Below are 25,943 nucleotides of genomic sequence, written 5' to 3' on the forward strand. Positions count from 1 at the left end.
GGGCCGCCGCCCGCGACGCCGGCGGCGGCCCGCCGTCCGGCGCCTCCGGTGGGTCCCGCGGGCATGCCGGTCACTCCTCCTCGCGGCGGGCGCGCAGGGCCCGGACCTTGTGACGGTTGCCGCAGTGCTCCATCGAGCACCAGCGGCGGCGGCCGGGGCGCGAGGTGTCCACGAAGACCAGGTGGCAGTCGTCGGAGGCGCATTCCCGTATCCGGTGGGCGTACGGGCCGCCGAACAGGTCGACGGCGTCGCGCGCGACGGCCGAGAGCAACTGCGTGCCGGTCGCGCCCGGCCCCCACTCCCTGGTCCAGCCCGCGCCGTCGTCCCTCCTCGTCAGCCGCACCGGCAGCGGCGGGGCGGCGGCGGCCTCGTTGACCGCCGCCACGTCCCCCGGGCGCGGCGCGCGGCCGTGCGCCCGGTCCACGGCCATCCGCCACAGCGCGGCGCGCAGCTCCTTGGCGGCGGCCAGCTCCACCTCCGTCACCTCGACCACGGGCGCGGGGCGCAGCCGGGACCGGGAGGCCCAGACCACGAGGTTCGCCGGCTCGTGCAGCACCTCGTGGCGCGCGTACCCGCCCGGCCCGCCCGTCGGCAGCAGTTCCAGGCACAGCGCTCCCGGATCGAAGCGGTAGGGCACTCCTTGGGGTGAGTGCAGCACCAGACCCGTTGCGGACTCCGTCATGTAACCACTATAACTGGTTACGGAGCAGGGGGAAGACCCCGTACGGAAGGGAGGCAGGACATGGCGGAGACCGCGGCGGGCGCCCCGGGCACGGCGGACGGGACGCGCGAGGCACTGGGCTGGAAGGTGGTGGTCGACTGCGCCTCCCCGCACCGGCAGGCCGACTTCTGGGCCGAGGCGCTGGGCTACGAGGTGGAGGACAACAGCGCCCTGATCGAGCGCCTGCTCGGCTTCGGCGCCGTGGACGAGGACGTCCTGACCGAGCACCACGGCCGTCGCGCCTGGCGCGACCTGGCGGCGGTGCGCCACCCGCGGGATCCGGTCGATCCCGAGAGCGGCGCGGGGCTGGGGCGGCGCCTGCTCTTCCAGCGCGTGCCGGAGCCCAAGACCGTCAAGAACCGCCTGCACATCGACGTCCACGCGGGCCCGGACCGGCGTGCGGAGACCGTGGCCAGGCTCCAGGGCCTGGGCGCGGCGGTCCTGCGGCAGGTGAAGGAGCCGGGCGGCGAGTGGACGGTGATGGCGGATCCCGAGGGCAACGAGTTCTGCGTGGCGTGAGGGCCCGGCCGGCCGCGGCGCCGCTCAGACCGTGATGTCCCGGCCGGTGAAGCGGGCCCAGGCGGCGGCGCCGAAGACGGCGGCGTACAGCCCCTGGAGACCGAGGTTGTCGAGCAGGTCGTCCCAGTAGACGGGATCGCGCAGTAGGTCGGCGAAGGACATCCAGTGGTGGGGGAAGAGGTAGGGGTGGATCATGTCCAGCTGCGGGATCGCACCGAGGATCTGCACCGTGATCAGCAGGCCGACGGTGGTGGCCATGGCGGCGACACCGCTGTTGGTGAGCGTGGAGACGAACAGGCCCAGCGCCGCCAGACCGATCAGTGAGGCGGCGACGGCGACCGCTATGGCCAGGGCCCGCAGCAGCCCCTCGCTGAAGGGGACCGTGGTCCCGGACAGCAGGGTCACCTCCCCCAGGGGGAAGAGCAGGACGCCGACGGCCAACGCGGAGACCGCCACGGTCAGGGTCGCCGCCAGGCAGAAGGCCAGGACGGCGGTGAACTTGGCGAGCAGCAGCCGCGTACGGCCGGCGGGGGCGACCAGCAGATAGCGCAGGGTGCCCGCGCCCGCCTCGCCCGCCACCGAGTCGCCCGCGACGACCCCGACCGTCATGGGAAGGAAGAACGGGAGGGTGGCCGCGAGCGCGGTGAAGACCAGGAACAGTCCGTTGTTGGTGACCTGGCCGATGAACGCGGGTCCCTCGCCGTCGCCGCCGTCGCCGACCGAGCCGCCGTCACCGGTCTCGATCCTGACGGCGATCCCGACCAGCAGCGGGATGGCCGCCAGCACGGCGAGCAGCGCCAGGGTCCGCCAGCGGCGGAAGGTGACGGCCAGCTCGCTGCGGAACAGGCCCAGCGACCACAGGACGCCGGGGCGGCGCGGGGCCGCCGCCCCGGCCCGGTCCGGCGCCGGGGCGTGCCCTGCCGGCTCGCTCTGCGACGGTTCAGCCCGCGACTCAGCCCACGACTCAGCCCGCGACATCGAAGCCCTCCCCGGTCAGTGCCACGAAGGCGTCCTCCAGCGAGGCGCGCTCGGTGCCGAAGGCCCTCACCCGGACCCCGGCGCGCACCAGGGCCGCGTTGACGTCGGCCGTGTCCGGTGGGTCGGCGGCCGGAAGCTCACCGGTGACGCGGTCGTCGGCGACGGTCAGATCGGTCACGCCGTGCTCCTTCAGGACGCGGGCGGCGTCCGCGGTGTCCGGGGTGGTGACCGCGAGGCGGCCCCGGGCGCCGGCCGCCAGCTCGGCCACCGGCCCCTGCGTCAGCAGCCGGCCCCGGGCCATGACCGCCGCGTGCGTACAGACCTGCTCGATCTCGTCCAGCAGATGTGAGGAGAGGAAGACCGTGGTGCCGTCATCGGCGAGCTCCCGCACCAGGGAGCGGATCTCGCGCATCCCCTGGGGATCCAGACCGTTGGTCGGCTCGTCCAGGACGAGCAGCTCGCGCGGCCGCAGCAGCGCCGCCGCCAGGCCGAGGCGCTGCTTCATGCCCAGCGAGTACGCCCCGGCCCTCTTGCGGGCGGCGGCCGTGAGCCCCACCCGCTCCAGCGCCTCCCCCACCCGGGCGGCGCGGGTGCGGGGGTCGGCGGTCGGGTCGGCCGCGTCCAGGCGCAGCAGGTTGTCGCGGCCGGAGAGGAAGCCGTACGGCGCCGGGCCCTCGATCAGCGCGCCCACCCTCGGCAGCACCCGCCGGGCCGCCTCCGGCATCGGCTCCCCCAGCAGCCGCGCGCTGCCGTCGCTGGGCTCGATCAGCCCGAGCAGCATCCGGATCGTCGTCGTCTTGCCCGAGCCGTTGGGTCCCAGGAAGCCGAAGACGCTGCCGCGCGGCACGGCCAGGTCGAGGCCGTCCACGGCGAGCTGTCCCCCGCGGTACCGCTTGGTGAGCCCGCGGGCCTCGACGACCGCGTCCGGGGCGGACGGTGGCTGCATGGTGCTCCCCGAGATCGAATGGACGGTGCGGCGCGGCGGCGCCGCACCGGTCCCGCCGCGCCACCGGGCCGGCGGGCGGGACCGGAGGGCGGGCCGGCTACCGGGCCCCGCCGCCGGCGCGGACGTCCTCGTCGGCGGCGTCGGCCGCCTTGACCAGGCCCTCACGGGTGACGGCGCCGACGTACACGGTGCCGTCGTCGGTGATCAGGGCGTTGACGAGACGGGTGCCGAAGAACCGGCCGGTGCCGAAGTCCCCCTTGACCTCGTCGGTGAGGCCGTCGAGCAGCTTCTGCGCCTCGGGCGCCGCCTCCAGGGCGCCCGAGCCGGCCGCCGGGCCCCGGCCGGGCAGTTCGAGCCGGGCGACCGAGCCCCAGCCCTCGCCGAGGACGTCCAGACCGGACGGCAGGCCCTTCGCCCCGTCCCCGCGCGGTGCCTTCCCCGCGCCGGCCCCGGCGCCGTCGAGCCTCTCCTCCGTGACCTTCGCGCCCTTCGGGGGCTTGAAGTCGAAGGTGTCCTCGGCCGGCTTGGCGAAGTCCACCGCGGTGAACCCCACGTCGATCGCGGCCTTGCCGCCGTCCCTGGGGGTGAGCGTGAACTTCAACGGCACGCCGCTGTCCGCGTCCACCGCGATCCGCACCGACCCGACCATGCTGTCCGGCTGCCTGGGCTTGACCAGCAGCTGGTAGGCGTCCTGTCCCGCGACCTTCGCCGTGCCGTCGACGGAGACCGCGGTGGTGGCGTCGACCGCCTTGAGCACCTCCTGGGCGGCCTTCTGCGGGGTGACCTTCTCCAGCCCCCCGGGGGCTTCCCCGGAGGCCTTCCCGTGGCCGGCGCCGTGTCCGGCGTCCCGCGGGAGGACGGTGTGGTGGACGGTGTCGGTGGCGCTGTCGTACGCCCACACGTCGTCGCCGTTGCGGATGAGGCTGTACTCGGCGGCCTTCTCCACGATCGAGACGCGCTGTCTGTCCGGACCGTCCACCGCGACGCGCAGGGTGTGGGTGCCGGAGGAGAGCTCCGCCAGCTTGCCGCGCGGATCGGCGCCGCCCTCACCGCCCTCGCCGCCCTTGCCCTCGCCGCCGCCGTAGGCTCCCGAGCCCACGCCGGGCAGGGCGGGAAGCCCGAGGTCGGTGGTGATCCTCACCGTGCCGGACAGTCGCTGGGTGTCCGAGGCGGCGATCTTCGCGACCAGTTCCTCGGCGGTGATCTTCGGCAGGTCGGGATCACCGCCGGAACTGGCCAGCGCCGGTACGAGGCCGACGGTCGCCACCGCCGCTCCGGCCACGGCGGCCGGTACCGCGTAGCGCAACGCCTTCTTCATCGGTCGGGTCTGTGCCATGTGTGCGCATACCTCCGTGATCGGCGGCGGTTCGTCCGTGCTTCGCACTCGTCAACCCCTGGCCGCCATTCTCACCCATTCCGGTGTGGGTTGACGGTGTCAATCCCACCAAATTGCTCCGGACAGGGCGTCAGACGACAGGGCCAAGTCGGTGTGGTACCAGGGGATGACGGCGGCGCCGCCACCTCATCCCAGCGGCAGGACATCCGGGCCGCCGTGGCCTCCCACAGGCAGACGGACACGGTCGGACCAGGGCAAACAGGGTCAGCCGCACGGTCAGCCCGCGCGGTGGACCACCGAGTCGCACAGGAAGGAGAGCGCCTCCTTGGCCGCGCAGTCCGGCAGGGGAGCCAGGACGTTGCGGGCCTCGTCCGCATAGCGGATCGTGTCGCGCCGGGCCTCCTCCAGCGCCGGGTGGGCACGGAGCCTCGCCAGCGCCTCCGCGTGCCGGGAGTCGTCCGTCAGGTCGCCGTCCAGCAGGGCGCACAGGGCCAGGTCCTCCGGCGAGCCGCCACGGGCCGCGCGGGCCCGCAGGTGCAGGACCGGCAGCGTCGCGATGCCCTCCCGCAGGTCCGTGCCGGGCGTCTTGCCGGACTCGTGCGAGTCGCTGGCGATGTCCAGCAGATCGTCGGCCAGCTGGAAGGCGGTGCCGATCCGCTCCCCGTACTGGGTGAGGATGTCCACGACGCTCTCGTCCGCGCCCGCCATCATCGCGCCGAAGCGTCCGGCCACCGCGATCAGCGAGCCGGTCTTGCCCGCGATCACGTCCAGGTAGTGGGCGATCGGATCGTCGCCCTCCCGCGGCCCCGCCGTCTCCAGGATCTGCCCGGTCACCAGCCGCTCGAACGCCTCGGCCTGGACGCTGACCGCCACGGGGCCCAGGTCGGCCAGGATGTGCGACGCCCTCGCGAAGAGGAAGTCGCCGGTGAGGACGGCCACGGAGTTGTCCCAGCGGGCGTTGGCGCTGGGCACCCCGCGCCGCACGTTCGCCTCGTCCATCACGTCGTCGTGGTAGAGCGTCGCCAGGTGCGTCAGCTCCACGACCACCGCCGAGGGCACGATCCCCGGAGCGTGCGGATCGCCGAACTGCGCCGCCAGCATCACCAGCAGCGGACGGAAGCGCTTCCCGCCGGCCCGCACCAGGTGCTGCGCGGCTTCCGTTATGAAGGGCACGCCGCTCTTGGTGGCCTCGATGAGGCCCTCCTCGACGGCCGCCAGCCCCGCCTGGACATCGGCTTGCAGCGCCTGGTCCCGCACGCTCAGCCCGAAGGGCCCGACGAGGGTCACGAGGGGTACTCCTGTCTGCGTACGATCAGCGAACGATCACGCGGCTCGTCGCGGCCGTCACGGTGTGTCGCCGTACCGCTGGGCCGCTATCACCATCATCATCCCTGGCAGCGTAGCCGGTCCGCAGTCGATCACAGCCGCCGCGTTGCCTCTGTGACGGAGGGCGCACCGGGCCCTCCCGGCCCCCGCAGCGGGTCGCTTCTGCCGGAGATCACCACCGCGTAGCCTGTTCGCGGCCCTGACCGGCGACGACCTCGAAGGCGAGGCACCTCACCCATGTCCGACGCGACCCCGCTCGAACTGCCCGAAGGCCATCTCTTCGGCCCGGACAACCTGCCCTACGGCGTCTTCACCACCGAGGACGACCCCGACCTGCGCCGGATCGGCGTCCGCTACGGCGACTACGTCCTGGACGCGGGTTCGGCGGCGGACGCCTACGGCTCACCCCACACCGACCTGCTGCAGCGGCCGAACCTCAACCCGCTGATGGCGGCGGGCCGGCCGGTCTGGCAGGCGGTGCGCGCCGAGCTGCGCTCCTGGCTGACCTCCCCCGAGTACGCCGGCACCGTCACGCACAACCTGCTGCGGCTCGAGGACGTCACCCTCCACCTCCCCTTCGAGGTGGCCGACTACGTCGACTTCTACGCCAGCGAGCACCACGCCTCCAACGTCGGCCGGATCTTCCGCCCCGGCGGCGAGCCGCTCACCCCCAACTGGAAGCACCTGCCGATCGGCTACCACGGCCGCTCCGGCACCGTCGTGGTCTCCGGCACCCCCGTCGTCCGCCCGCGGGGCCAGCGCAAGGCGCCCGACGAGGCGTCCCCCACCTTCGGCCCGTCCCGCCGCCTGGACATCGAGGCGGAGGTGGGCTTCGTCGTCGGCGCCCCCTCGCACCTGGGCGAGCCGGTGCCGCAGTCGGCCTTCCGGGACCACGTCTTCGGCGTCTGCCTGGTCAACGACTGGTCGGCGCGCGACATCCAGGCCTGGGAGTACGTGCCGCTGGGCCCGTTCCTGGGGAAGTCCTTCGCGACCTCCGTCTCGGCCTGGGTGACCCCGCTCGACGCCCTCGACGCCGCCCGTACGGCCCCGCCCGACCGCACCCACCCGCTGCTGGACTACCTGCGGGACTCCGCGGCCGGGGAGCCGGGCGGGCTGGACCTGCGGATCACCGTCTCCCTCAACGGCCACACCATCGCCGAGCCGCCGTTCTCCGCGATGTACTGGACCGCCGCCCAGCAGCTCGCCCACATGACCGTCAACGGGGCCTCGCTGCGCACCGGCGACCTCTTCGCCTCCGGCACCGTCAGCGGCCCGGAGGTCCGCCAGCGGGGCTGCCTGCTGGAGCTGACCTGGTCCGGCCGCGATCCGGTCGAACTGCCCGACGGCAGGCGGACGTTCCTGGAGGACGGCGACGAGGTCGTCCTCACCGCCTGGGCGCCGGGCCCGAACGGCTCCCGCATCGGTCTGGGAGAGGTGTCCGGCCGCATCCACCCGGCCCCCGGCCAGGAGGTCTAGCGACGGCCGCGGCGGGCGGCCGGTGAGCCGGCGTGCCGGTCCGGGATCCGCTCCGGACCGGCACGCTAGCCGGAGTCCACCTGCTAGCTTGGCGTGTCCTTGTAACACGCATGGAGGGGGAGCACGTGCGCACGTCAGCACGGTACGCGGGAGCGGCCGCCGTCCTGGCCGCCGCCCTGCTGGTGAGCGGCTGCGGAAGCGGAGGCTCCGACGACGGGCCGGAGCCGGAGCGGACCGCCGGGCAGACCACCGAGCCCGCCGAGCCCACCGAGCCCACCGGAAACGCCGACGACGAGGCGGCGACCGGCGGCGTGAACGGCACCTGGAGCGTCACCGGCGGCGGGAAGGCACTGGTGCTGAGCGTCAACGGCGACCAGGCGGCGCTCCTGGGCGAGACGACCTGCACGGGCACGGCGGACTCCGGCGCCGAGCCGGTCACGTTCGCCCTCACGTGCACCGACGGCAGCACCGACCGCGCCAAGGGCACGGTGAAGAGCGTCGACGGCAAGAGCCTGACCGTCGCGTGGGAGTCGGGCACCACCGACACCTTCACCAAGGTGGAGGTCCCCGAGGTCTCCACCGGGATCCCCGAGATCGGCGACCTGCCCACCGATCTGGACCTCCCCGCGGAGTGACCCTTCTCCGGACACCGCACCACCCGGACACCGCACCACCCGGACACCGCACCACCCGGAGACCCCGCCACCCGGGGACCGGGCCACCGCGGAACGCACCGGCACGCACGGAGAGCGCGGAGAGCACGCGCGTACGACGGCCGCCCGGCACGGATGCCGGGCGGCCGTCGTACGTGTCGCGCCCCGAAGCGGAACGCCCCGGTGCCTCAGCGGGCGAAGACCCCCGCCTGGGACGCCAGGTCCAGGAAGTACTGCGGGGCCACGCCCAGCACCAGGGTGACCGCCACGCCGATGGCGATCGCCGTGGTGGTCAGCGGGCTCGGCACCGCCACCGACGGCCCCTCCACCTTCGGCTCGCTGAAGAACATCAGGACGATGACGCGGATGTAGAAGAACGCCGCGATGGCCGAGGCGATCACGCCCACGACCACCAGCGCCCCCGCGCCGCCCTCCGCCGCCGCCTTGAACACCGCGAACTTGCCCGCGAAACCGGAGGTGAGCGGGATGCCCGCGAAGGCCAGCAGGAAGACCGCGAAGACGGCGGCCACCAGCGGCGAACGGCGTCCCAGCCCCGCCCACTTGGACAGGTGGGTGGCCTCGCCGCCCGCGTCCCGCACCAGCGTCACCACGGCGAAGGCGCCGAGCGTGACGAAGGAGTAGGCGGCCAGGTAGAAGAGCACCGAGGAGATGCCGGAGGGCGTCGCCGCGATCACGCCGGCGAGGATGAAGCCCGCGTGCGCGATCGAGGAGTACGCCAGCAGCCGCTTGACGTCGGTCTGGGTGATGGCGATGACCGCGCCGACCAGCATGGACACGATCGCCACGCCCCACATCACCGGACGCCAGTCCCAGGTGAGCCCCGGCAGGACGACGTACAGCAGCCGCAGCAGGGCGCCGAAGGCGGCGACCTTGGTGGCGGCGGCCATGAAGCCCGTGACGGGGGTCGGGGCGCCCTGGTAGACGTCCGGCGTCCACATGTGGAACGGCACGGCGCCGACCTTGAACAGCAGGCCCATCACCACCAGGGCCCCACCGACGAGCAGCAGGACGTCGTTGCCCGTCGTCCCGGCGAGCGCCTCGGTCGTGCCGCGGTTGGTGTCCGCGACGACCGACGCGATCTCCGCGTACTTCACGCTGCCCGCGTAGCCGTACAGCAGCGCGACGCCGAACAGCAGGAAGGCGGAGGAGAAGGCGCCCAGCAGGAAGTACTTGAGCGCGGCCTCCTGCGACATCAGCCGCTTGCGGCGGGCCAGCGCGCACAGCACGTACAGCGGCAGCGAGAAGACCTCCAGCGCGATGAAGAGGGTCAGCAGGTCGTTGGCCGCCGGGAAGACCAGCATGCCGCCGACCGCGAAGAGCAGCAGCGGGTAGACCTCGGTGGTGGTGAAACCGGCCCTGACCGCCGCCTTCTCGCCCTCCCCGCCGGGCACGGCCGCGCCCTCGGCGGCGAAGGAGTCCACATGCCTGCCGTGCGCCCGCGGGTCGAGCCGGCGCTCGGCGAAGGTGAAGAGCGCGACCAGCGCCACCAGCAGGATCACGCCCTGCAGGAAGAGGGCCGGGCCGTCGACGGCGAGGGCGCCCATGGCGACCAGCCCCGCCTCGGTGGTGGCCCTCCCGGCGGCGGCCAGTCCGACGACCGCCGCGAAGGCCGAGGCCAGGGCCAGGCCCGCCAGCAGCGCCTGGGCGGCGTACCGGATCCGGCGCGGCAGGAACGCCTCGAACAGGACGCCGACGACGGCGGCGCCGATGACGATCAGCACCGGGGCGAGCTGCCCGTACTCGATGTCGGGCGCGGGGATCAGGTCCTGTGCCCGCAGGGTGAGTTCCGTGGTGGTGCTCACTTGGCGGCCTCCACCTCAGGCTCGGGGTCGGTCTTCTGCACGTCCGAGAGGGTGTGCTCGACCGCCGGGTTGACGATGTCCGTCAGCGGCTTCGGGAAGACGCCGAGGAGGATCAGCAGGGCGATCAGCGGCGCCACGACCGCCAGTTCGCGCTTCTTCAGGTCGGGCATGTGCGCGACCTCGGGCCTGACCGGCCCGGTCATGGTGCGCTGGTAGAGCACCAGCACGTACAGCGCGGCCAGGACGATGCCGAGCGTCGCGACGATCCCGGCGGCCGGGTAGCGGGTGAACGTGCCCACCAGCACCAGGAACTCGCTGACGAACGGGGCGAGCCCCGGCAGCGACAGGGTGGCCAGGCCGCCGATCAGGAAGGTGCCGGCCAGCACCGGGGCGACCTTCTGCACCCCGCCGTAGTCGGCGATGAGCCGCGAGCCGCGGCGCGAGATCAGGAAGCCGGCGACCAGCATCAGGGCGGCGGTGGAGATCCCGTGGTTGACCATGTAGAGCGTCGCGCCGCCCTGGCCCTGGCTCGTCATCGCGAAGATGCCGAGGATGATGAAGCCGAAGTGGGAGATCGACGCGTAGGCGATCAGCCGCTTGATGTCGCGCTGGCCGATGGCGAGCAGGGCGCCGTAGATGATGCTGACCAGCGCCAGCACCAGTACCACCGGGGTGGCCCAGGCGCTGGCCTCGGGGAAGAGCCCGAGGCAGAAGCGGAGCATCGCGAAGGTGCCGACCTTGTCGACGACCGCCGTGATGAGCACGGCGACCGGCGCGGTGGACTCGCCCATCGCGTTGGGCAGCCAGGTGTGCAGCGGCCACAGCGGGGCCTTGACCGCGAAGGCGAGGAAGAACCCGAGGAAGAGCAGCCGCTCGGTGCCCTCGGCCATCGTCAGCTCGCCGGCCTGGCGGGCCTCGGTGATCGCCTGGAGCGAGAAGGTGCCCTCGCCCAGCTGGTCGGCGGTGACGACGTACAGGCCGATCACCGCGGCCAGCATGATCAGGCCGCCGGCGAGGTTGTAGAGCAGGAACTTCACGGCCGCGTAGGAGCGCTGCTTGGCCGCCTCGGCCTCGTCGCGGGCGCCGGCCCGGTCCCCGAAGCCCCCGATGAGGAAGTACATCGGGATGAGCATGGCCTCGAAGAAGATGTAGAAGAGGAAGACGTCCGTGGCCGCGAAGGAGATGATCACCATCGCCTCGACGGCCAGGATCAGCGCGAAGAAGCCCTGGGTGGGCCGCCAGCGCCGGTTGGGCGCCTCTCCCTCGAGGGGGTCGGCGTCGTGCCAGCCCGCCAGGAGGACGAACGGCACGAGCAGGGCGGTCAGGGCGATCAGGGCGACCCCGATGCCGTCCACGCCCAGTTCGTAGCGGACGCCGAAGTCGGGGATCCACGCGTAGGACTCGGTGAGCTGGTAGCGGTCGCCGCCGGGGTCGAAGCGGAGGGCCACGGCCGCGGCGAGGACCAGGGTGGCCAGGGAGACGGCCAGCGCCAGCCACTTGGCGGCGGTGCGCCGGGCGGCGGGTACGGCGGCGGTGGCGACCGCGCCGATCGCGGGCAGCGCGGCCACCGCCGTCAGCAGGGGAAATGACATGGGATCAGACCGCCCTCATCAGCAGAGTCGCGGCGACCAGGATCGCCGCACCGCCGAACATCGAGACCGCGTAACTGCGGGCGTAACCGTTCTGGATCCGCCGCGACCGGCCGGACAGGCCGCCGACCGCCGCGGCGGTGCCGTTGACGGCACCGTCGACGACCTTGTGGTCGAGGTAGACCAGCCCGCGGGTGAGGTACTCGCCGGGCTTGACCAGCGCCACGTGGTTGAAGTCGTCCTGGAGGAGGTCGCGGCGCGCGGCCCGGGTGAGCAGCGAGCCGCGCGGGGCGACCGCCGGGACGGGCTTGCGGCCGTACTGCAGCCAGGCCAGCGAGACGCCGAGGAGCAGGGCGACGACCGTGGCCCCGGTGACGGTGAGCGCGCTGACCGGCGGGTGGCCGTGCTCGAAGGGCACGACCGGCTCCAGCCAGTGGACGAACGCCTCGCCCCAGCTGAACAGCCCGCCCGCGAAGACCGATCCGAAGGCCAGGACGATCATGGGGATCGTCATCGACCTCGGCGACTCGTGCGGGTGGGGCACCTGGTACTCGCCGCGGGTCTCGGCGGCCGGCTCCACGCTCGGCTCCGCCGGCGACGGGGCGGGGGCGTTGCGCCAGCGCTCCTCGCCGAAGAACGTCATCAGCATCACGCGCGTCATGTAGAACGCGGTGATGGCCGCGCCCAGCAGGGCCGCGCCGCCCAGGATCCAGCCCTCGGTGCCGCCCTTGGCGAAGGCGGCCTCGATGATCTTGTCCTTGGAGAAGAAGCCGGACAGGCCGGGGAAGCCGATGATCGCCAGGTAGCCCAGCCCGAAGGTGACGAACGTGACGGGCATGTACTTGCGCAGGCCGCCGTAGCGGCGCATGTCCACCTCGTCGTTCATGCCGTGCATCACCGAGCCGGCGCCGAGGAAGAGCCCGGCCTTGAAGAAGCCGTGGGTGACCAGGTGCATGATCGCGAAGGCGTAGCCGATCGGGCCGAGGCCCGCGGCCAGCACCATGTAGCCGATCTGCGACATCGTGGAGCCCGCCAGGGCCTTCTTGATGTCGTCCTTGGCGCAACCGACGATCGCACCGAACAGCAGCGTGACCGCGCCGACGGCGACCACCGCGGTCTGCGCGGCGGGCGCGGCGTCGAAGACCGCGCCGGAGCGGACGATCAGGTAGACGCCGGCGGTGACCATCGTCGCCGCGTGGATGAGGGCGGAGACCGGGGTCGGGCCCTCCATCGCGTCGCCCAGCCAGGACTGGAGCGGCACCTGCGCCGACTTGCCGCAGGCCGCCAGCAGCAGCATCAGGCCGATGGCGGTCGCCGTGCCCTCGCTCGTCTCGCCCACCGACTCCAGCACCGGGGAGAAGGCGAAGGTGCCGAACGTGGTGAACATGATCATGATGGCGATCGACAGGCCGATGTCGCCGACGCGGTTGACGATGAACGCCTTCTTCGCCGCCGTCGCCGCGCTGGGCTTGTGCTGCCAGAAGCCGATCAGCAGGTACGAGGCGAGGCCCACGCCCTCCCAGCCGGCGTACAGCAGCAGGTAGTTGTCGGCGAGGACGAGCAGGAGCATCGCCGCGAGGAACAGGTTGAGGTAGCCGAAGAAGCGGCGGCGCCGCTCGTCGTGCTCCATGTAGCCGATCGAGTAGACGTGGATGAGCGTGCCCACGCCGGTGATCAGCAGGACGAAGGTCATCGACAGCTGGTCGAGCCGGAAGGCGACGTCGGCCTGGAAGCCGCCGACCGGGATCCAGCTGAAGACGTGCTGGCTCAGGGTGCGGTCGCCGGCCTCCCTGCCGAGCATGTCGGCGAAGAGCACGGCCCCCAGGACGAAGGACGCGGCGGCCAGCGCCGTGCCGATCCAGTGGCCGGTGCGGTCCAGCCTCCGGCCGCCGCACAGCAGCACCGCCGCGCCGAGCAGTGGCGCCGCGACGAGCAGTCCGATCAAAGTCTCCACTGTTCGCTACCCCTTACAGCTTCATCAGACTGGCGTCGTCGACCGAGGCCGAGTGGCGGGAGCGGAAGATCGTCACGATGATCGCCAGTCCGACCACGACCTCGGCGGCGGCGACCACCATCGTGAAGAACGCGATGATCTGGCCGTCGAGGTTGCCGTGCAGCCGGGAGAAGGTGACGAGCGCGAGGTTGGCCGCGTTCAGCATCAGCTCGACGCTCATGAACACGACGATCGCGTTGCGGCGCAGCAGCACTCCGCTGGCCCCGATGGTGAACAGCAGGGCGGCCAGATAGAGGTAGTTGACCGGGTTCACTTGGCGGCCTCCCTGTCACCGTCGCGGTCCCGGTCGCCGTCCCGGCCGGCGGCCGGGGAGTCGTCCGAGACGTCCTTCCGTACGTCCGCCGCGTCGCGCACGTCCCGGTCGTCCCCGCCGCCCAGGCCGTCCGGCCCGCCCCGCCCCAGGTACTCCCCGGTGCGCCGCTCCAGCGCCGCCAGGTCGGCCAGGGCCTCGCGGGAGACGTCCCGGACCTGGCCGCGGGAGCGCAGCGTGGCGTTGACGGTGAGCTCGGAGGGGGTGCCGTCCGGCAGCAGGCCGGGGATGTCCACGGCGTTGTGCCGGGCGTACACGCCGGGCGCGGGCAGCGGCGGCAGGTGCTTGCCCTCGCGCACGCGCTTCTCGGCCAGCTCGCGCTGGGTGTCGCGGCGCTCGGTGCGCTCGCGGTGGGTGAGCACCATGGCGGCGACGGCCGCGGTGACCAGGAGCGCGCCGGTGATCTCGAAGGCGAACACGTAGTCGGTGAAGATCGACCGTGCCAGACCCTGGACGTTGCCGCCCGCGTTGGCCTCGGCCAGGCCGGCGAAGGTGCCGACGGAGGCGTTGCCGATGCCGCCGATCAGCAGGATGCCGAAGCCGAGTCCGCACAGGGCCGCCATCCAGCGCTGGCCCTTGATGGTCTCCTTCAGCGAGTCGGCGGCGGTGACGCCGACGAGCATCAGCACGAACAGGAAGAGCATCATGACCGCGCCGGTGTAGACGACGATCTGCACGATGCCCAGGAAGTACGCGCCGTTGGCCAGGTAGAACACGGCCAGGACGATCATGGTCCCGGCCAGGCAGAGCGCCGAGTGCACCGACCGCTTCATCAGCACGGTCCCGAGCGCGCCCAGCACCGCGACCGTGCCCAGGACCCAGAACTGCACCGCCTCGCCGGTGGAGGTGGTGGAGGCGGCCGCCAGCAGGGTGCCGTTCACTTCTCGCTCACCGCCTCGGAGGCCGGCTCCTGCGGCCCGAAGGTGTCGGCGGCGGCCTGCGGCGTCTCGTTCCCCGGGTTACCGGAGCGGGCCTCCTGCCGGACCGTGCCGGGCGCGGCCTCGGTGACCAGGCCCCGGTAGTAGTCCTTCTCGGTCATGCCCGGGAAGATCGCGTGCGGGGTGTCGACCATGCCCTCCTCCAGCCCCGCGAGCAGCTCCTCCTTGGTGTAGATGAGCGACTCGCGGGTCCGGTCGGCCAGCTCGTACTCGTTGGTCATGGTCAGCGCCCGCGTCGGGCACGCCTCGACGCACAGGCCGCACAGGATGCAGCGCAGGTAGTTGATCTGGTAGACGCGGCCGTAGCGCTCACCGGGCGAGTAGCGCTCCTCGTCGGTGTTGTCCGCGCCCTCCACGTAGATCGCGTCCGCCGGGCAGGCCCAGGCGCACAGCTCGCAGCCGACGCACTTCTCCAGCCCGTCCGGGTGCCGGTTGAGCTGGTGCCGGCCGTGGAAGCGCGGCGCGGTGGGCTTCTTCTGCTCGGGGTACTGCTCGGTGAGCCGCTTCTTGAACATGGCCTTGAAGGTCACGCCGAAGCCGGCCACCGGATTCTCGAACTCAGGCATCGTCGGCCTCCCTGGCCTTGCCGGTCTCGCTGGACTCGCCGTCCGCGCCGGCCGCCACGCCCGCGGTCTCCCGCTCGTGGCGCGGCCGCCGGCGCGGTACGGGCGGCAGGGTCTGCCCGGGCAGCGGGGGTACGGGGTAGCCGCCCGCCGTCGGGTCGAAGGTCTCGGCCCCGGCCGCATCCTTCTCCTCGGTCTTCCCCTCGGCGCGCCCGCGGACGGCGTCGTAGACGAAGGAGAGCAGGAGCAGCACCAGTGCCGCGCCGGCGACCCACAGCACGATGTCGCCGAATTCGCGGCCCTCGTTGCGCAGCGCCCGCACGGTGGCCACCAGCATCAGCCAGACCAGCGAGACGGGGATGAGGACCTTCCAGCCCAGCTTCATGAACTGGTCGTAGCGCACGCGCGGGAGCGTGCCGCGCAGCCAGACGAAGAGGAACAGCAGCAGGTTCACCTTGACGACGAACCAGAGCAGCGGCCACCAGCCGTGGTTGGCGCCCTCCCAGTAGGTGCTGATCGGCGCCGGGGCGCGCCAGCCGCCCAGGAAGAGGGTGACCGCCAGGGCCGAGACGGTGACCATGTGGATGTACTCGGCGAGCATGAACATCGCGAACTTGATCGACGAGTACTCGGTGTTGAAGCCGCCGACGAGGTCGCCCTCGGACTCGGGCATGTCGAAGGGCGCGCGGTGCGCCTCGCCGACCATCGCCACCATGTAGATGAGGAACGACACCGGCAGCAGCACCGCGAACCAGGTGTCGCCCTGCGCCCCGACGATCGTCGAGGTGGACATCGACCCGGAGTAGAGGAAGACCGCGGCGAAGCTGAGGCCCATGGCGACCTCGTAGGAGATCACCTGGGCCGTGGCCCGCACCCCGCCGAGCAGCGGGTAGGTCGAGCCCGACGACCAGCCGGCCAGCACCGTGCCGTAGGCGGCGATGGAGGCGGTGGCCAGGATGTAGAGGATCGCCACCGGCAGGTCGGTGAGCTGCATGGCGGTACGGGTGCCGAAGATCGACACCTCGTTGCCGGGCGGGCCGAAGGGGATCACCGCGATGGCCATGAAGGCGGGGATGGCGCCGACGATGGGGGCCAGGATGTAGACGGCCTTGTCGGCGGCCCTGACGTTGACGTCCTCCTTCAGCATCAGCTTGATGCCGTCGGCCAGCGACTGGAGCATGCCCCAGGGGCCGTGGCGGTTGGGGCCGATGCGCAGCTGCATCCAGGCGACGACCTTGCGCTCCATCACGATGGAGATCAGCACGGTCAGCATCAGGAACGCGAAGCAGAACACCGCCTTGAGGCCGATCAGCCACCAGGGATCGGTGCCGAACATCGACAGGTCCTCCTCGGCGAGGACCGTCGTCCCGGCGGTCAGGACGGACGTGCTCATCACGCCTCCACCCCCTTCGTCTCCTCCGGGCCGGCGACCGCGGCGGCCGCGGGGGCCGCCGACAGCTTCACGAGCCGGCCGGGCACGGTGCCCAGGTCGCCCGGGACGCCGCGGCCTACCGAGTTCAGCGGCAGCCAGACCACGCGGTCGGGCATCGGCGTGACCTCCAGCGGCAGGGTGACCGTCCCGGCCGGGCCGGTGACGGTCAGCGCCTCGCCGTCCGCGACCCCGACCTCGGCGGCCGTGGCGGCCGACAGCCGGGCGACGGCGGCGTGCCGGGTGCCCGCCAGCGCCTCGTCGCCGTCCTGGAGCCGGCCCTGGTCGAGCAGCAGCCGGTGACCGGCGAGTACGGCCTCGCCCGCGGCGGGGCGGGGCACCTGACGGGTGCCGGCCTCCGGCGCGTCGGCGCGCGGGCCGTCCCACACGCCCAGGCGCCGCATCTCGGCGCGGACCGTGCGGACGTCCGGCAGCCCGAGGTGGACGTCGAGGGCGTCGGCGAGCATGTTCAGCACGCGGTGGTCGGACTGGACCAGGCGGCGGGTCATCTGGTCGGGCTTGATCGCGGCCTCGAACGGGCGCCGGCGGCCCTCCCAGTTGAGGAAGGAGCCCGCCTTCTCCACGACCGCGGCGACGGGCAGGACCACGTCGGCCCGCTCGGTGACCTCCGAGGGCCGCTGCTCCAGGCTGACGACGAAACCGGCCTCGTCCAGCGCCCTGCGGGCCAGCTCCGGGTCGGGCAGGTCGGCGACCTCGACACCGGCGACCAGCAGCGCGGCGAGTTCGCCGTTCGCCGCGGCCTCGACGATCCGGCCGGTGTCGCGGCCGAAGCGGGTCGGCAGGTCGGCCACGCCCCAGACGGCGGCCGTCTCGGCGCGGGCGCTCGGGTCGGTGACCGGGCGTCCGCCGGGCAGCAGCGTCGGGAGCGCGCCGGCCTCGACGGCGCCGCGCTCACCGGCCCGGCGCGGGATCCACACCAGGCGGGCGCCGGTGGCGGTGGCGGTCCGCAGGGCGGCGGTGAACCCGCCGGGCACGGCGGCCAGCCGCTCGCCGACGATGATCACCGATCCCTCGGCGCGCAGCGCCTCGGCGGCCGTCTGCCCGGTCTCGTCCAGCCCGACGCCGCCGGCCAGCGCGTCCAGCCACTCGGTCTCGGTGTGGGGCGCGGCGGGCAGCAGGGTGCCGCCGGTCTTCTCCAGACCGCGGGTGGCGTGGGTCGCCAGGGAGAAGACGCGCAGTCCGTGCTTGCGGTACCCCTTGCGCAGCCGCAGGAAGACGCCGGGGGCCTCCTCCTCGGACTCGAAGCCGACCAGCAGTACCGACGGGGCCTTCTCCAGCGCGGAGTAGGTGACGCCACCGCCGTCGGCGTCCAGCCCGCGCCCGGCGACGTGGCAGGCGAGGAAGTCGGCCTCCTCGGTGCTGTGGACGCGGGCCCGGAAGTCGACGTCGTTGGTGTCCAGGGCGACCCGCGCGAACTTGGCGTACGCGTAGGCGTCCTCGACCGTCAGCCGTCCGCCGGTGAGCACACCGGTGCGGCCCCGGGCCGCCGCCAGTCCCCTCGCGGCGGCGTCCAGCGCCTCGGGCCAGCTCGCCGGCTGCAGCTCACCGGTCTCCGCGTCGCGCACCAGCGGGTGGGTGAGCCGGTCGGGCCGCTGGGCGTAGCGGAAGCCGAAGCGGCCCTTGTCGCAGATCCACTCCTCGTTGACCTCGGGGTCGTCGGCGGCCAGCCGCCGCATGACCTTGCCGCGCCGGTGGTCGGTGCGGGTGGCGCAGCCGCCGGAGCAGTGCTCGCACACGCTCGGCGAGGAGATCAGGTCGAAGGGGCGGGAGCGGAACCGGTAGGCGGCCGAGGTGAGCGCGCCGACCGGGCAGATCTGGATGGTGTTGCCGGAGAAGTACGACTGGAAGGGGTCGCCCTCGCCGGTGCCCACCTGCTGGAGCGCTCCCCGCTCCAGCAGCTCGATCATCGGGTCGCCCGCGATCTGGTTGGAGAAGCGGGTGCAGCGGGCGCACAGCACGCAGCGCTCGCGGTCCAGCAGCACCTGCTTCGAGATCGGCACGGGCTTGGCGAAGGTGCGCTTGCGCCCGTCGAAGCGGCTGTCGGCCTGCCCGTGGGACATGGCCTGGTTCTGCAGGGGGCACTCGCCGCCCTTGTCGCAGACCGGGCAGTCCAGCGGGTGGTTGATCAGCAGCAGCTCCATCACGCCGCGCTGGGCCTTCTCGGCCACCGGCGAGGTGAGGTGCGTCCTGACGACCATCCCGTCCGTGCACGTGATGGTGCAGGAGGCCATGGGCTTGCGCTGGCCCTCGACCTCGACGATGCACTGGCGGCAGGCGCCGGCCGGGTCCAGCAGCGGATGGTCGCAGAAGCGCGGGATCTCGATTCCGAGCAGCTCGGCGGCGCGGATGACCAGGGTGCCCTTGGGCACGCTGATCCCGATGCCGTCGATCGTCAGCGAGACCGTGTTCTCGGCGTTCCTGACGTTCTCGGGCGGCTTCGCCTCCCCGCCCCCGGAGGTCTTGGCGTCGGTGGTGACGGTCACGCGTTCACCTCCAGGTGTGCGGTCTTGTCGTCGTCGGCCCACAGGGTCGACCTGGCCGGGTCGAAGGGGCAGCCGCGTCCGGTGATGTGCTGCTCGTACTCCTCGCGGAAGTACTTGAGCGAGGAGAAGATCGGACTGGCGGCGCCGTCGCCGAGGGCGCAGAAGGACTTGCCGTTGATGTTGTCGGCGATGTCGTTGATCTTGTCCAGGTCGGACATCGACGCCTTGCCGGCCTCGATGTCGCGCATCAGCTGGACGAGCCAGTACGTGCCCTCGCGGCAGGGGGTGCACTTGCCGCAGGACTCGTGGGCGTAGAACTCCGTCCAGCGGGTCACCGCGCGGACCACGCAGGTGGTCTCGTCGAAGCACTGGAGCGCCTTGGTGCCGAGCATCGAGCCGGCGGCGCCGACGCCCTCGTAGTCCAGCGGGACGTCGAGGTGCTCGTCGGTCAGCAGCGGGGTCGAGGAGCCGCCCGGGGTCCAGAACTTCAGCCGGTGGCCGGGGCGCATGCCGCCGCTCATCTCCAGCAGCTGGCGCAGGGTGACGCCCAGCGGCGCCTCGTACTGGCCGGGGCGGGCGACGTGGCCGCTGAGGGAGTAGAGCGTGAAGCCCGGGGACTTCTCGCTGCCCATCGAGCGGAACCACTCCTTGCCCCGGTGCATGATCGCGGGAACCGAGGCGATGGACTCGACGTTGTTGACGACGGTGGGGCACGCGTACAGACCCGCGACCGCGGGGAAGGGGGGACGCAGCCGCGGCTGGCCGCGCCGCCCCTCGAGGGAGTCGAGGAGAGCGGTCTCCTCACCGCAGATGTACGCGCCCGCGCCCGCGTGCACGGTCAGTTCCACGTCCAGGCCGGAGCCGAGGACGTCCTTGCCCAGGAAGCCCGCCTCGTAGGCCTCGCGCACCGCGGCGTGGAGGCGCCGCAGCACGGGGACGACCTCGCCGCGCAGGTAGACGAAGGCGTGGTTCGAGCGGATCGCGTGGCAGGCGATCACGATGCCCTCGATCAGCGAGTGCGGGTTGGCGAACAGGAGGGGGATGTCCTTGCAGGTGCCCGGCTCGGACTCGTCGGCGTTGACCACGAGGTAGTGCGGCTTGCCGTCGCCCTGGGGGATGAACTGCCACTTCATGCCGGTGGGGAAGCCCGCGCCGCCGCGGCCGCGCAGTCCGGACTCCTTGACGTACGCGATGACGTCGTCGGGCTTCATCGCCAGGGCCTTGCGCAGCCCCTCGTAGCCCTCGTGCGCCCGGTAGGTCTCCAGCGTCCAGGACGTCGGGTCGTCCCAGAAGGCCGAGAGCACCGGGGACAGCAGCTTGTCCGCTGATTCGGCGGTCATCACTTGCCCTCCTTCGCCACCGGGCCGGCCGGGTTGTCGGGGTCGGAGGCGGCCGTCCGCCGCGGCGCGTCGTGGGAGCTGGGGTGGGGGTCGGGCGCCTCGCCGGTCTCGGTGACGGGCTGCCCGGCCGACGCGGGGGCCTCCCCGCCGCGCGGCGAGACCACCTTGGGCCCGGCGGTCTCGCCCTTGGCCAGCTTCAGCCCGGCCAGCGAGGCCGGGCCCGCGCTGCCGCTCGCCTCCACGGCGCCCGGGCGCTCGTCGGGGAATCCGGCGAGGATGCGGGCGGTCTCCTTGAAGGTGCACAGCGGGGCGCCGCGGGTGGGCCTCACCTCGCGTCCGGCGCGCAGGTCGTCCACGAGCCGCCTGGCGCTCTCGGGCGTCTGGTTGTCGAAGAACTCCCAGTTGACCATCACCACGGGCGCGAAGTCGCAGGCCGCGTTGCACTCGATGTGCTCCAGCGTGACCTTGCCGTCGTCGGTGGTCTCGTTGTTCCCGACGCCCAGGTGCTCCTGGAGCGCCTCGAAGATGGCGTCGCCGCCCATCACCGCGCACAGGGTGTTGGTGCACACCCCCACCTGGTAGTCGCCCGAGGGCTTGCGGCGGTACATGGTGTAGAAGGTGGCCACCGCGGTGACCTCGGCCGTGGTCAGGTCGAGCATCTCGGCGCAGAAGCGCATCCCGGTGGGGGTGACGTGCCCCTCCTCGGACTGCACCAGGTGCAGCAGCGGCAGCAGCGCGGAGCGGCTGCCGGGGTAGCGGGCGATGATCTCCGCGGCGTCCGCCTCCAGCCGGGCGCGGACGTCGGCCGGGTAGTCGGGGGCGGGAAGCCGGGGCATCCCGAGCGATACGTCTGTCACCGGTCGACGCCTCCCATCACGGGGTCGATGGACGCGACGGCGACGATGACGTCGGCGACCTGGCCGCCCTCGCACATCGCCGCCATGGTCTGCAGGTTGGTGAAGGACGGGTCGCGGAAGTGGACCCGGAACGGGCGCGTCCCGCCGTCGCTGACCGCGTGCACGCCCAGCTCGCCCTTGGCGGACTCCACGGCGGCGTACGCCTGGCCCGGCGGCACCCGGAACCCCTCGGTCACCAGCTTGAAGTGGTGGATCAGGGCCTCCATCGAGGTGCCCATGATGTTCCTGATGTGGTCCAGCGAGTTGCCGAGCCCGTCCGGGCCGAGCGCGAGCTGCGCGGGCCAGGCGATCTTCCTGTCGGCGACCATCACCGGGCCGGGCTCCAGCCGGTCCAGGCACTGCTCGACGATCCGCAGCGACTGGCGCATCTCCTCCAGCCGGATCAGGAAGCGGCCGTAGGAGTCGCAGGTGGTCTCGGTCGGGACCTCGAAGTCGTAGGTCTCGTAGCCGCAGTACGGCTGGGCCTTGCGCAGGTCGTGCGGGAGGCCGGTGGAGCGCAGGATGGGGCCGGTGGCGCCCAGCGCCATGCAGCCGGCCAGGTCCAGGTGGCCGACGTCCTGCAGACGGGCCTTGAAGACGGGGTTGCCGGTGCAGAGCTTGTCGTACTCCGGCAGGTTCTTCCGCATCTTCTTCACGAACTCGCGGACCTGGTCCACCGCGCCGGGCGGCAGGTCCTGGGCGAGGCCGCCGGGCCGGACGTAGGCGTGGTTCATCCGCAGGCCGGTGATGAGCTCGAAGAGGTCCAGGACCATCTCGCGGTCGCGGAAGCCGTAGATCATCACCGTGGTGGCGCCCAGCTCCATGCCGCCGGTGGCGATGGCCACCAGGTGGGAGGAGATGCGGTTGAGTTCCATCATCATCACGCGGATGACGCTGGCGCGGTCGGGTACCTGGTCCTCGATGCCGAGCAGCTTCTCCACCGCCAGGCAGTACGCCGTCTCGTTGAAGAACGGCGTGAGGTAGTCCATGCGCGTCACGAAGGTCGAGCCCTGCGTCCAGTTGCGGTACTCGAGGTTCTTCTCGATGCCGGTGTGCAGGTAGCCGATGCCGCAGCGGGCCTCGGTGACCGTCTCGCCGTCGATCTCCAGGATGAGCCGGAGCACGCCGTGCGTGGACGGGTGCTGCGGGCCCATGTTGACGATGATCTTCTCGTCGTCGCTCCGGGCGGCGGCGGTGGCGATCTCGTCCCAGTCCCCGCCGGTGACGGTGTAGACGGTGCCCTCGGTGGTCTCGCGGGCGCTCGCGGACGGGGTTGCGTGCGAGGTGCTCATCAGCTGTACGACCTCCGCTGGTCGGGAGCCGGGATCTGGGCGCCCTTGTACTCGACGGGGATGCCGCCGAGGGGGTAGTCCTTGCGCTGCGGGAAGCCCTGCCAGTCGTCGGGCATCATGATCCGCGTGAGCGCGGGGTGACCGTCGAAGACGATGCCGAAGAAGTCGTAGGTCTCGCGCTCGTGCCAGTCGTTGGTCGGGTAGACCGGGACGACGGACGGGATGTGCGGGTCGGCGTCGGGCGCGCTGACCTCCAGCCGGATCAGCCGGTTGTGGGTGATCGAGCGCAGGTGGTAGACGGCGTGCAGCTCGCGCCCGGAGTCGCCGGGGTAGTGGACGCCGCTGACGCCGGTGCACATCTCGAAGCGCAGCGCGGGGTCGTCGCGCAGGACGCGGGCCGTGGGCACCAGGTGCTCGCGGGCGATGTGGAAGGTGATCTCGCCGCGGTCCACGACCGTCTTCTCGATCACTTCCTCGGGCACCAGGCCCTGCTCCTCGAGCGCGCCCTCCAGCTCGTCGGCCACCTCGTCGAACCAGCCGCCGTACGGCCGGCTCGCCGCGCCCGGCAGCCGGACGGTGCGCACCAGCCCGCCGTAGCCGGAGGTGTCGCCGCCCTCCTTGGCGCCGAACATGCCCCGGCGGACGTCGATCACCTCGCCGGACTCGTCGCGCGGCGAGGGGACGGCGCCGCCGTCTCCGCCGTTGACCTGCCCGTCACTCATCGGAGCAGCCCCTTCATCTCGATCGTCGGAAGCGCCTTGAGCGCCGCCTCCTCCGCCTCGCGGGCGGCCTGCTCCCGGTTGACCCCGAGCTTCTCCTCGCGGATCTTCTGGTGGAGCTTGAGGATCGCGTCCAGCAGCATCTCGGGGCGCGGCGGGCAGCCGGGCAGGTAGATGTCGACCGGCACGATGTGGTCGACGCCCTGCACGATCGCGTAGTTGTTGAACATGCCGCCCGAGGAGGCGCACACGCCCATGGAGATGACCCACTTGGGGTTCGGCATCTGGTCGTAGACCTGCCGCAGGACCGGCGCCATCTTCTGGCTGACCCGGCCCGCCACGATCATCAGGTCGGCCTGGCGCGGCGAGCCGCGGAAGACCTCCATGCCGAAGCGGGCGAGGTCGTAGCGGCCGGCGCCGGTGGTCATCATCTCGATGGCGCAGCAGGCCAGGCCGAAGGTCGCCGGGAAGACCGACGACTTGCGCACCCAGCCCGCGGCCTGCTCGACGGTGGTCAGCAGGAAGCCGCTCGGCAGTTTCTCTTCGATACCCATGTGTACGCCCCTAGTCCCATTCCAGGCCGCCGCGCCGCCAGACGTAGGCGTAGGCGACGAAGACGGTGAGCACGAAGAGCAGCATCTCCACGAGCCCGAACAGCCCCAGGACGTCGAAGGTGACGGCCCAGGGGTAGAGGAAGACGATCTCGATGTCGAAGACGATGAAGAGCATCGCCGTCAGGTAGTACTTGATCGGGAAGCGCCCTCCGCCCGCTGCCTGCGGGGTGGGCTCGATGCCGCACTCGTACGCCTCGAGCTTGGCCCTGTTGTAGCGCTTGGGGCCGACGATCGAGGCCATGACCACGGAGAAGACAGCGAAGGCTGCCCCGAGCGCTCCCAGTACGAGGATGGGCGCGTAGACGTTCACCGCTCCTCGCTCCTTCCAGTCGACGATCGCTGCCGGCGGGCCGTTGCGGGCCGTTTTCGGACCGGTGTTCCGTTCACGAAGATCGCGTATATGTGAGGCAGTTCACAAGCCCGAGTCGACTGCATCCTATGCCTGTCCCTCTGTGATCTGCGACACGGGTACGGCAATGAGTTTGTGATCTCCACCACCTGACGAAGGATCATGAAGGCGGATGGACGGTGATCTTCACACGTGAAGCGGTCGGCCGATCACCACACGTCACATTCCGCCGCGTTCTCGCTGGTCGGAGGGGGTGTGCCCTATCAAATGATGCCCGCTACATGCAAATTTGCCCTGGACACCCCGGCTTGGTAAATGGCCCGGACCGCGCGCGGGCGACCCGCCGACGGAGACGGAAGGAGAGCTTCCGGAACCGCCGCCGCGACTCGTCCGGCGCCGCGATGCGGCAAGATCGTGAATCCGTGCTCAATCTGTGACCTCCGCCACGTCGGGCGCCTGCGGCGCGGGCCCGTCTTTGCGCGGACCAGGCCGCCCGTGCTAGGCGCGCGGAGCGAAGTGGATCAATCGGACAATGTCATGGTCACGGCCCTTTACCGGGGCAATGATCGACTTCCGGAAGAGACCTCCGGAGCGCCCGGCACCGCGCAAAGTGGACGCGTACACGCCGAGTGTGGCGCAACACACCTTTGTTGAACGGAACCTCCCGCGGCTGATAGCCGTGGTGACATGTCCCAGACCGCCCACATACCCAGCCACCGGAAGCCCCGTCGCGCCAGCAGGAACCCGCTGCTGCGGACGGGCGTTGCCGGTGGCGTCCTCAGCACCCTCGCGGTGACCGCCGCGGCCGCTCCCTCCTCCGCCGGGGAGAGGAAGCCGGTCGCCGACACCGTCGAGATGCCCGTGGTCGCCCCCGACGTGGCGGCCGGCGCCCGGCAGGCCGCCGACGCCACGCAGACGATCGCGACCCAGTACGAGACCGAGGCCGCGCGGACCCTGGCCGCCGAGCAGGCGATGGACCGGGCCGGGAAGCTGGCCGCGGAGAGGAAGGCGGAGGCCGAGCGCAGGGCCGCGGAGGCCGCCAAGGCCGCCGAGACAGAGCGCAGGGAGCGTGCCGAACGCGCGGCCCAGGAGCGCGCGGCGCGCGACTCCCAGCGCACCACCCTCAGCTCCGCACCCGCCCCCTCCGCTCCCGCCGCGGCCCCCGCGTCCGCCTCGACCGGCGGCGGCAACGTGGCGACGCTGGTGGGCTTCCTGCGCGCGCAGGTCGGCAAGGCCTACGTCATGGGCGCCACCGGCCCGAGCGCCTACGACTGCTCCAGCCTCACCCAGGCCGCCTTCCGCCAGATCGGCATCAGCCTGCCGCGGACCTCGCAGCCGCAGTCCACGGCGGGCACCCAGGTGTCCCTGGGCAACGTGCAGCCGGGCGACATCCTCTACTGGGGCAGCGCGGGCAGCGCCTACCACGTCGCCGTCTACATCGGGAACGGCCGCTTCATCGGCGCCCAGAACCCCTCCACCGGCGTCGTCGAGCGCGACATGAGCTACGACATGCCGACGGGCGCGGTGCGCGTGCTCTGACGCCGCGCGGCGCGGACAGCGCGCACGGCACGTACCAGCACAGACGGCGCGGGGCCGTCCGTGCTGGTA

The 25,943-nt window shown here is 72.2% G+C and carries 23 protein-coding genes; 4 read left to right on the forward strand and 19 right to left on the reverse strand.

From position 1 onward, the window contains the following. Positions 1-70 precede the first annotated feature (70 nt). The gene (locus QC029_RS27925) at positions 71-682 is read right to left on the reverse strand and encodes an ABATE domain-containing protein (RefSeq protein ID WP_279558609.1); all 612 of its coding nucleotides are present in this window, start codon (positions 680-682) and stop codon (positions 71-73) included. A 60-nt stretch (positions 683-742) separates the two neighbouring features. Between QC029_RS27925 and QC029_RS27930 the strand changes: the two genes are divergently transcribed. Continuing rightward, positions 743-1,240, forward strand: a complete 498-nt coding sequence (locus tag QC029_RS27930; RefSeq protein WP_279558610.1) for a VOC family protein — start codon at positions 743-745, stop codon at positions 1,238-1,240. A 24-nt stretch (positions 1,241-1,264) separates the two neighbouring features. Here the strand turns inward: QC029_RS27930 and QC029_RS27935 are convergent, their stop codons facing one another. The 4 genes from QC029_RS27935 to QC029_RS27950 all read right to left on the reverse strand — a co-directional run bounded on the left by QC029_RS27935 (position 1,265) and on the right by QC029_RS27950 (position 5,787). Then, on the reverse strand, positions 1,265-2,218 hold the full coding sequence (locus tag QC029_RS27935) for an ABC transporter permease (protein WP_279558611.1): 954 nt from the start codon (positions 2,216-2,218) through the stop codon (positions 1,265-1,267). Further along, entirely contained in the window at positions 2,205-3,164 is a 960-nt protein-coding gene (locus QC029_RS27940) for an ABC transporter ATP-binding protein (protein ID WP_279558612.1), read from the reverse strand. The genes QC029_RS27935 and QC029_RS27940 overlap by 14 nt, the downstream gene beginning before the upstream one ends. A 97-nt stretch (positions 3,165-3,261) precedes the next feature. Continuing rightward, entirely contained in the window at positions 3,262-4,500 is a 1,239-nt protein-coding gene (locus tag QC029_RS27945; protein WP_279558613.1) for a DUF2092 domain-containing protein, read from the reverse strand. Positions 4,501-4,776: 276 nt separating this feature from the next. After that, positions 4,777-5,787: a polyprenyl synthetase family protein gene (locus tag QC029_RS27950; RefSeq protein WP_279558614.1), complete on the reverse strand. Its 1,011-nt coding sequence runs from the start codon at positions 5,785-5,787 to the stop codon at positions 4,777-4,779. A gap of 276 nt (positions 5,788-6,063) precedes the next feature. Here QC029_RS27950 and fahA point away from each other — a divergent pair, with 276 nt between their 5' ends. Beyond that, complete coding sequence (fahA, locus tag QC029_RS27955; protein WP_279558615.1) at positions 6,064-7,302, forward strand: fumarylacetoacetase; 1,239 nt, start codon at positions 6,064-6,066, stop codon at positions 7,300-7,302. A 125-nt stretch (positions 7,303-7,427) separates the two neighbouring features. Then, positions 7,428-7,937 carry a hypothetical protein gene (locus tag QC029_RS27960; protein ID WP_279558616.1) on the forward strand — a complete coding sequence of 170 codons (510 nt, stop codon included), beginning with the start codon at positions 7,428-7,430 and terminating at the stop codon, positions 7,935-7,937. 206 nt (positions 7,938-8,143) lie between these two features. On the opposite strand, the gene nuoN is transcribed toward QC029_RS27960, so the two are convergent. Genes nuoN through QC029_RS28030 form a run of 14 tightly spaced genes read right to left on the reverse strand, consistent with a single transcriptional unit; the run spans position 8,144 to position 24,296 of the window. Further along, entirely contained in the window at positions 8,144-9,778 is a 1,635-nt protein-coding gene (gene nuoN / locus QC029_RS27965; protein WP_279558617.1) for an NADH-quinone oxidoreductase subunit NuoN, read from the reverse strand. Beyond that, complete coding sequence (locus QC029_RS27970) at positions 9,775-11,370, reverse strand: NADH-quinone oxidoreductase subunit M (RefSeq protein ID WP_279558618.1); 1,596 nt, start codon at positions 11,368-11,370, stop codon at positions 9,775-9,777. Before QC029_RS27970 ends, nuoN begins: the two co-directional genes overlap by 4 nt. Positions 11,371-11,374: 4 nt before the next feature. Beyond that, on the reverse strand, positions 11,375-13,321 hold the full coding sequence (gene nuoL / locus QC029_RS27975) for an NADH-quinone oxidoreductase subunit L (RefSeq protein WP_279558619.1): 1,947 nt from the start codon (positions 13,319-13,321) through the stop codon (positions 11,375-11,377). Between the two features lie 13 nt (positions 13,322-13,334). Continuing rightward, positions 13,335-13,634 carry an NADH-quinone oxidoreductase subunit NuoK gene (gene nuoK / locus QC029_RS27980; RefSeq protein WP_279558620.1) on the reverse strand — a complete coding sequence of 100 codons (300 nt, stop codon included), beginning with the start codon at positions 13,632-13,634 and terminating at the stop codon, positions 13,335-13,337. Next, positions 13,631-14,572 (reverse strand): NADH-quinone oxidoreductase subunit J, encoded by a 942-nt coding sequence (locus tag QC029_RS27985; protein ID WP_279558621.1) that lies wholly within the window; start codon positions 14,570-14,572, stop codon positions 13,631-13,633. Before QC029_RS27985 ends, nuoK begins: the two co-directional genes overlap by 4 nt. Then, positions 14,569-15,195, reverse strand: coding sequence for an NADH-quinone oxidoreductase subunit NuoI (nuoI, locus tag QC029_RS27990; RefSeq protein WP_279558622.1), 627 nt, complete (start codon positions 15,193-15,195; stop codon positions 14,569-14,571). The genes QC029_RS27985 and nuoI overlap by 4 nt, the downstream gene beginning before the upstream one ends. After that, on the reverse strand, positions 15,188-16,585 hold the full coding sequence (nuoH, locus tag QC029_RS27995; protein ID WP_279558623.1) for an NADH-quinone oxidoreductase subunit NuoH: 1,398 nt from the start codon (positions 16,583-16,585) through the stop codon (positions 15,188-15,190). The genes nuoI and nuoH overlap by 8 nt, the downstream gene beginning before the upstream one ends. Next, on the reverse strand, positions 16,585-19,125 hold the full coding sequence (locus QC029_RS28000) for an NADH-quinone oxidoreductase subunit G (protein WP_279558624.1): 2,541 nt from the start codon (positions 19,123-19,125) through the stop codon (positions 16,585-16,587). The genes nuoH and QC029_RS28000 overlap by 1 nt, the downstream gene beginning before the upstream one ends. Continuing rightward, a complete protein-coding gene (nuoF, locus tag QC029_RS28005; RefSeq protein WP_279558625.1) occupies positions 19,122-20,465 on the reverse strand; it encodes an NADH-quinone oxidoreductase subunit NuoF in 1,344 nt (447 codons plus the stop codon). The genes QC029_RS28000 and nuoF overlap by 4 nt, the downstream gene beginning before the upstream one ends. Beyond that, a complete protein-coding gene (gene nuoE, locus QC029_RS28010; protein WP_279558626.1) occupies positions 20,465-21,322 on the reverse strand; it encodes an NADH-quinone oxidoreductase subunit NuoE in 858 nt (285 codons plus the stop codon). The genes nuoF and nuoE overlap by 1 nt, the downstream gene beginning before the upstream one ends. Then, positions 21,319-22,653 carry an NADH-quinone oxidoreductase subunit D gene (locus tag QC029_RS28015; RefSeq protein ID WP_279558627.1) on the reverse strand — a complete coding sequence of 445 codons (1,335 nt, stop codon included), beginning with the start codon at positions 22,651-22,653 and terminating at the stop codon, positions 21,319-21,321. Before QC029_RS28015 ends, nuoE begins: the two co-directional genes overlap by 4 nt. Beyond that, the gene (locus QC029_RS28020) at positions 22,653-23,375 is read right to left on the reverse strand and encodes an NADH-quinone oxidoreductase subunit C (RefSeq protein WP_279558628.1); all 723 of its coding nucleotides are present in this window, start codon (positions 23,373-23,375) and stop codon (positions 22,653-22,655) included. The genes QC029_RS28015 and QC029_RS28020 overlap by 1 nt, the downstream gene beginning before the upstream one ends. Next, positions 23,372-23,926, reverse strand: a complete 555-nt coding sequence (locus QC029_RS28025; RefSeq protein WP_279558629.1) for an NADH-quinone oxidoreductase subunit B family protein — start codon at positions 23,924-23,926, stop codon at positions 23,372-23,374. Before QC029_RS28025 ends, QC029_RS28020 begins: the two co-directional genes overlap by 4 nt. 10 nt (positions 23,927-23,936) lie before the next feature. Then, entirely contained in the window at positions 23,937-24,296 is a 360-nt protein-coding gene (locus tag QC029_RS28030) for an NADH-quinone oxidoreductase subunit A (protein ID WP_206348966.1), read from the reverse strand. A 726-nt stretch (positions 24,297-25,022) separates the two neighbouring features. On the opposite strand from QC029_RS28030, the gene QC029_RS28035 reads away from it, so the two are divergent. Further along, a complete protein-coding gene (locus QC029_RS28035; protein ID WP_279558630.1) occupies positions 25,023-25,874 on the forward strand; it encodes a C40 family peptidase in 852 nt (283 codons plus the stop codon). Positions 25,875-25,943: the final 69 nt, after the last annotated feature.

It is taken from the genome of Streptomyces sp. DH37 (assembly GCF_029813835.1).
Classification (GTDB): domain Bacteria; phylum Actinomycetota; class Actinomycetes; order Streptomycetales; family Streptomycetaceae; genus Streptomyces.